The sequence below is a fragment of the Romboutsia sp. genome (assembly GCF_035470145.1).
Classification (GTDB): domain Bacteria; phylum Bacillota; class Clostridia; order Peptostreptococcales; family Peptostreptococcaceae; genus Romboutsia_D.
In genome coordinates, this window is sequence record NZ_DATIRC010000300.1 from 1 (window position 1) to 6,757 (window position 6,757).

5 protein-coding genes and 1 pseudogene are annotated in these 6,757 nt (G+C 30.9%); all 6 read left to right on the top strand.

Annotation, left to right across the window (positions count from 1 at the left end; all coding sequences use genetic code 11):
* On the top strand, positions 1 to 660 hold a 660-nt coding region (locus VLM92_RS12245), incomplete at its 5' end, for an MFS transporter (RefSeq protein WP_325276619.1).
* Between the two features lie 338 nt (positions 661 to 998).
* Entirely contained in the window at positions 999 to 2,306 is a 1,308-nt protein-coding gene (locus VLM92_RS12250; protein WP_325276620.1) for an ectonucleotide pyrophosphatase/phosphodiesterase, read from the top strand.
* Between the two features lie 27 nt (positions 2,307 to 2,333).
* Entirely contained in the window at positions 2,334 to 3,431 is a 1,098-nt protein-coding gene (locus VLM92_RS12255) for an NAD/NADP octopine/nopaline dehydrogenase family protein (protein ID WP_325276621.1), read from the top strand.
* A 148-nt stretch (positions 3,432 to 3,579) separates the two neighbouring features.
* Positions 3,580 to 4,602: a choline kinase family protein gene (locus VLM92_RS12260; protein ID WP_325276622.1), complete on the top strand. Its 1,023-nt coding sequence runs from the start codon at positions 3,580 to 3,582 to the stop codon at positions 4,600 to 4,602.
* 86 nt (positions 4,603 to 4,688) lie between these two features.
* Positions 4,689 to 5,888 (top strand): annotated as a pseudogene (locus VLM92_RS12265) (ethanolamine utilization protein EutH).
* A 283-nt stretch (positions 5,889 to 6,171) separates the two neighbouring features.
* Positions 6,172 to 6,757, top strand: a 586-nt coding sequence (locus tag VLM92_RS12270; RefSeq protein WP_325276623.1) for a DeoR/GlpR family DNA-binding transcription regulator, incomplete at its 3' end; no start/stop codon positions are given.

A 6,757-nucleotide genomic window follows, 5' to 3' on the forward strand; every position in this document is an offset into this window, starting at 1 on the left:
GTTAATGGGAATAAAGTGGCTTTTGATGGTATGTTACAAGCATTGAAAAATAAAAACATTTGGTTAGTTTCTTTCAATGTATTTACTGTATATTGTGTTTATTGTGGAATTACATATTTTATTCCATTCCTTAAAGAAATTTATGCTTTTCCTGTTGTTCTTGTTGGAGCATATGGAATTATTAATCAGTATGGCCTTAAGATGTTTGCTGGACCGATTGCAGGATTTATTTCAGATAAAGTTCTACATTCTCCTACAAAATTAATACGCATAGTATTTGTTATTACTGCTGTAGCACTTGTTGGATTTACTTTCTTACCACATGACAGAATAAATGTTTATATAGGTATGGCTATTACACTTAGCATTAGTGCGTGTATTTTCTGTATGCGAGCTGTTTTCTTTGCTCCGATGAGCGAAGTTAATGTACCGCTTGAAATTACTGGGTCCGCGATGTCTTTAGGATCTTTTATAGGCTACCTACCGGGTGCATTTATGTTTACTGTTTATGGTAATATACTTGATAGAAATCCTGGTATGGCTGGATATCGTATAGTATTCATTATTATGGCTATATTTGCCGTAATAGGTTTCTTATTAAGTAGTTATATTTTAAAAACTATAAAAAATGATAAGAAAAATAGTACAACAACAAGTTAAACTAATTATATACACCTATTACTATGAGATGAAAATTTTATCTAGATTTTTATTAGCTTCAGGAAAATGATTTTAAATAGGGTTCATAAATAGCATAGATTATTGTAGATATGCAATTAAGACTCCTGTTTGTATATATTTCTTATGATGTATTATGATGACTTGAAGTATATTTTAGTTATAATAGTATGAATTTAGTGTACAAATACACTAAATTCATACTATTATAATTGATGATACTTTAAGGATTGATTAAATATTTTGATTTGGTTTAATTATAGTTTAGTGTTTTTTGATTTATTTTGTGCATAGTGCACAGTGAAAGGAATGGGAGATATATGAATAATTTAAAACCTAGCGTTCTTTTGGTTTCAGTGGACGCATTAAAACCTGAATTTATATTTGAACAAGAAAGATTGGGTATCAACTTACCAAATTTAAAACGTTTTATTCACAATGGAACCGTTGCATCAAAAGGGGTTAAAAGTGTATTTCCTACTTTTACTTATCCATGTCATCAGAGCATAATTACGGGTACCAACCCAGCAACACACGGTATTTTTAATAACAGTATTTTTGATCCAACAGGTGAACACAAATGTGCGTGGAACTGGTTCGTAAGTAAAAAAGTAAAAACACTGTGGCAAGCTGCCAAGGAAAATGGTTATGTTTCTGCTAGTGTTGCATTTCCTACTTCTGTTGGAGCCAAAGGGGATTACATTGCACCAGAGTTTTGGTGGGATGGTTCTAAGCTAGATAGTATGTTTATTGATGTTATGTCTACTCCACAGGGGATAATTTCAGAAATGGAACAGGATATTGGAGATTATGTGGGTGGTCTTGATTTAACTGAAGCAGGTGATAGGCAGCGATTTAAAGCTACAATGTGGATGTTGAATAATAAATTATCTCTACAAGTAAATTGTAAACCATTTTTTCTTTCTACATATTTTGCATCTTTTGATAAATCTGCACATACATATGGTGTTTATAGCAAAGAAGCATTACATTCACTGGAACAGATTGATATGATGCTAGGAGAGTTAATTGAAACAGTACATTGCTTGACACAAGATGATGTTGTGGTTTGTGTTGTATCTGACCACGGTATGATAGATAATCAATATACCATCAATCCTAATGTAATACTTGCACAGTCAGGGTTGATTACACTAGATGAACAAGGTCGTATTAAAGATTGGCGTGCATGGTGTATGCGTGCAGGTGGTACTTGTGAAATACGATTGAAAGATAAAAATGATACTGAGGCAGCTCAATTGTTAACTAAAGAAATTCAAAAATTGATTGCAAATTCGGACAATGGTATTCTTGAAGTGATGGACGGACAGACGGCAAAAAACAGAGGTGGTTTTCCATTAGCAGAGTATGTGTTGGTGGCTAAAAAAGGATATGAAATTCGAGAAAACGTCACTGGTCCGTATTGTACAAATAATCTTACGCTTTGTGCCCAACATGGTTATAGTGAAAACTTTGAAGAGATGAACGCAGTTTTTCTTATTGAAGGTAGAAATATTGCTACACAAAAAGATGTAGGTAGTTTGAATCTTATTGATATTGCACCGACCTTGGCTGGAGTGATGGGCTTTGTACTTCCACAGGCAGAAGGAATTGATATTATGAAATAAATTATATTATACAAGGGGGAAACATAAATGAAAATGAAAAATTGTGCAATAATTGGCGCAGGTAATGGAGGACAGTCAGTGGCATGCTATCTTGCAATAAAGGGCTGTAATGTCAGAATATTTGATATAAGTAAAGAAACCATTAATGCACTTAACCAAAAAGGATTTCTTGAACTGGAAGGTGTAATAGAGGGAAAAGCTACTATAGAAATGGCAACAACTGACATCTCTAAGGCGATTGAAAATGCAGAAGTTATTTTTGTTATTCTTCCGTCTATTTTTCATAAGTCAATTGCTGAAAAAATGGCTCATTACCTAAAGGATGGTCAGATTGTTGTACTAAATCCAAATGCTACTCTTGGGCCTGTCGAATTCAAAAAAACACTTGACGATTATGGTTGTGAAGCAGACTATGTGATTGCTGCAGTATGTAATTTGATTTTTGCATGTAGACTTGTAGAGCCAGGTAAAATTCACATTTATGGTAAAAAGAAATATCTTTCGGTAGCAGCATATCCTAGTAGTGAGAATTCCATAGTTGAGGAGAAAATAGGAGAATATTTTCCAGAATATAAATTTGTTAAAGACATTGTTCACGTAGGGTTAGACAATATGAATGCATTTGTCCACCCAGCTCCTACTATTTTAAATACTGGAAGAATTGAATCGGGTGTTCCTTTCCAGTATTATTGTGATGGTATGACACCTTATGTTGCTCATTATGTGGAACAACTTGAAAAAGAGCGACTTGCCATTGCAAAGGCATATGATGTCCAAATTCAAACTATTCCTCAGCTTTATCATATGATGTACGAAACTAAGGGTGACACTATTGAAGAAGTTGTGCGAAATTGTACAGGATATTTTGGGGTAATGGCAGCTGATTCTGTAGATACTAGATATGTTCTAGAGGATGTTCCTTGTTCACTTGTTGCACTGCAAACTCTTGCTAATTTAGCTGGAATTGAGGCTCCTGCTATTAATACTATGATAAAACTTTCGCAATTACTTTTTGAAGATAAGATTTCTGAAGGTCGTACTATAAAAAATCTAGGTTTAGAGAATAAAACGAAAGAAGAATTTATAAAAATGTGTCGTAGTAATTGCCAGAACATATTGATATAGATCAATACCTCAGTAAATTATTCAACATAACAAGTAATACGTTTAATAAAAAATGTATTGTATTTGTGTGGTACAAATATGTAATATTTGACTATATGGAAAATCTTTCAAACGAGACTTAGGTTTATTGAAAGGAAGGTCTTTTATTATGAAAAAATATGATATAAAAGAAAATATTTTAGTATTTGTAGAGGCTATACAATCTTATGAAATTCCAGATTTTATTAAGTTAGTTAACTTAGCCCAAACGGAATTTAGCAAAGAAGTCAGTAATATTGAAATTATGTCAGGGGGGCTTACAAATAAAAACTTTAAAATTATAACTACGGATAATACATCAATAGTTATACGTATAGCAGGAAAAGGAACAGCCAAATACATAAATCGTCCTGCAGAAAAACATAATGCTTCTTTGATGGCAAGTATGGGAATTGCACCAGAGATATACTACTATGATCCAAAAACAGGTTCACAAATTTGTGAGTTTATTGAAGCTGATACTATGCATCCAGAAGATTTTATTAATAATCCTGAAATAGTTATAAAAGCAGCTGAAGTTATGGGAAGATATCATAACAGTGGAATAAAGTTTAAGAATGAGTTTAGTCCAATAGTTAAAATAAAAGAATATTTAGAAATACTTAAAGGAAATAGTTTTGATAAAAGATATGACGATTGGGATAAAATAGCAGAAAAAGTTGAACAAATTGAAAGGTCATATAAAAATAACCCACCAAAGTTAGTACCATGTCATAATGATACTATAGCAGAAAATTTTATGTATGATGGTAAAGCTATGTATATAGTAGACTGGGAGTATGGAGGGATGAACGACAGATTCTATGATATAGCTTGCGTTTGTGTTGAGAACCCCCTTCCAAAAGATAAGGAAGAACTTTACTTACACACATATTTTGGTAAAAAGCCTACAGAAGAACAGCGAGCAAGATTAATTATAAATAAGTTATTAGTTAATGCACACTGGTCTATGTGGTCTCTAGTTCAGATTATATATGGTAAAGAACACGACTTTTATTGGGAATACGGTAGAACACGTGCCGTTGATTGTATAGAGATAATAAATGATCCTAATTTTAATAGTTATATAAAGATAATAAATGATCCTAATTTTGAGAGTTTTAATAATATATGGGGGAATTCTTTGAAGTAGATATAAGCAAAGCTTTAGATTTCAATGTATTCAGAGTTATGAGATAAGGTAAATACATGAAATATAAGGAGGGAACTTATATGGAGATGTTAGGCAATATAATATTATATATTATTATGGGATGTTGCGTAGTTGGTGCTTTAGCTAAAATAATTAAAGAGGATTCTGGACTTGCGCAATCATTCGATGAAGGTTTATATACTATGGCAAAGATGTTTATACCTATTGTAGGGCTCATGGTATCTGTTCCGTATATTAAAGTAGGAGCAGAAGAGATATTTGGAGAATTATTTAGTAAGTTTGGTGCAGACCCTGTTATAGCTGCTGCTATGATTATACCACCGGATTGTGGCTCATATGCATTAGCTTTAGAAATTGGAAAAACAAATGAAATAATAATTATAGTATTGGCTGTTGGATTTATGTGTGCTTCTACTATAACATTTAATATTCCAATTGGACTTTCAATCTTAGATAAAAAAGATTCTAAGTATCTAGCATTGGGAGCGATGACTGGAATTTTATCAATACCTTTTGGTGTTTTTACATCATATATGGTTGCATATTTTACTAATCCTACAATATGTACAGCTTTTTCTACTTCAGAAACTCCTAATTATGTATTAAATTTAAGCATGCTTATGATTTTTCAAAATTTAATACCAATAGTGATAATTTGTATATTACTTGCATTGTGATTGAAATTTTTTCCAAATGGTATGATAAAAGGATTTATGTATTTTGGAAAAGGACTTACAACGATATTAACATTAATTGTATTAGCATCTATTGTACAACATTATACTGGGATTTTCACCACTATATTTGGAAGATGGGGCTTTGACCCAATGTTTGCTGATGAAAATGAAAGGTTCCGATCAATTGAGCTTTTAGGTAGCATTGCAATGATGCTTTCAGGAGCTTTCCCGATGGTTTATCTTATACGTAAATATTTTAAAAAACCTTTAGAGAAAATTGGGGAAATAGCTGGACTTGATAGTGCAGGAAGTGCGGGCGTAGTTGCGTGTATGGCAAATGGTATTGCAGTTTTTGGATTAGTTAAAGATATGACTCCAGCTAGTAAAGTAATATCTATGTCATTTTTAGTTTGTGCAGGATATTCTTTAGGAGATTTTGTAGCTTTTAATGTTAATTTCCAACCAAATTTAGTGATTGCAATTTTTATTGGACAAATTGTAGGTGGTATAATTGGTATAGTTTTTGCAAAACTAATTGCAGTTCCATATATATCTAAGATTGAGATAGAAGAATGCAGTGAGAAATAATTCATCTAGAGCATTATTTTTTGAATTTCATATTTAACCTTTTGAGGGTTACAAAATCTATTAATAATTTTAGTTATACATTTATATTGTCTAGCATATTAGAATTCATATTATATCTAGAATATGTTGATACTAAATACTTTATTGTAAATTTTATTGATTATAGAATGTACTCAATAATATGTTATAATTAAAAATAGCATAATAGTTAATAATTACTAAAAATAATTGATGAAATTTATAATAAATACACAAAACTACATAAAAAACAAAGGAGATACAAATGTTAGCTCAAGAAAGATATGAATATATAATAGAAACCTTAAACAAAGAAGGGATAGTAAAGGTTTCTAAATTAACTAAAGAACTAAATGTATCTATAGAAACTATAAGAAGAGATTTGGAACATTTAGAAAAAGAAGAAATCTTAGATAGAGTTTATGGAGGAGCAATTTTAAAGAAAAAACCAACAGATAAGCTAAGTTTTAAAAAAAGAGAAGAAGAATTTAAAAAAGAAAAATTAGAAATAGCATCTATTGCAGTAAGATATATATCACAAGGTCAATCAATAGCTTTAAATGATAGTACAACAAATGTAGAAATAGCAAAAATACTTAAAAAAGATTTTAAAAATATTACTGTTATAACAAATTCTTTAGTGATTGCAACAGAACTAGTAGAAAATAAAGATATAAATATAATACTAGCAGGGGGACTTTTAGACAATAAAGAATATGCATTTTATGGGGAGTTTGCAAAAGATATTTTATCAAATTTCGTAGTAGATATAGCATTTATAAGTGTAGGTGGAGTATCTATAAATAGAGGAATAACAGATTATAATATAGATACTGTAGAAATACAAAAAA

Bases quoted from the DNA above. Each gene is read 5' to 3' on its own strand.
- VLM92_RS12250 (WP_325276620.1), top strand. From the start codon at position 999: ATGAATAATTTAAAACCTAGCGTTCTTTTGGTTTCAGTGGACGCATTA.
- VLM92_RS12255 (WP_325276621.1), top strand. From the start codon at position 2,334: ATGAAAATGAAAAATTGTGCAATAATTGGCGCAGGTAATGGAGGACAG.
- VLM92_RS12260 (WP_325276622.1), top strand. From the start codon at position 3,580: ATGAAAAAATATGATATAAAAGAAAATATTTTAGTATTTGTAGAGGCT.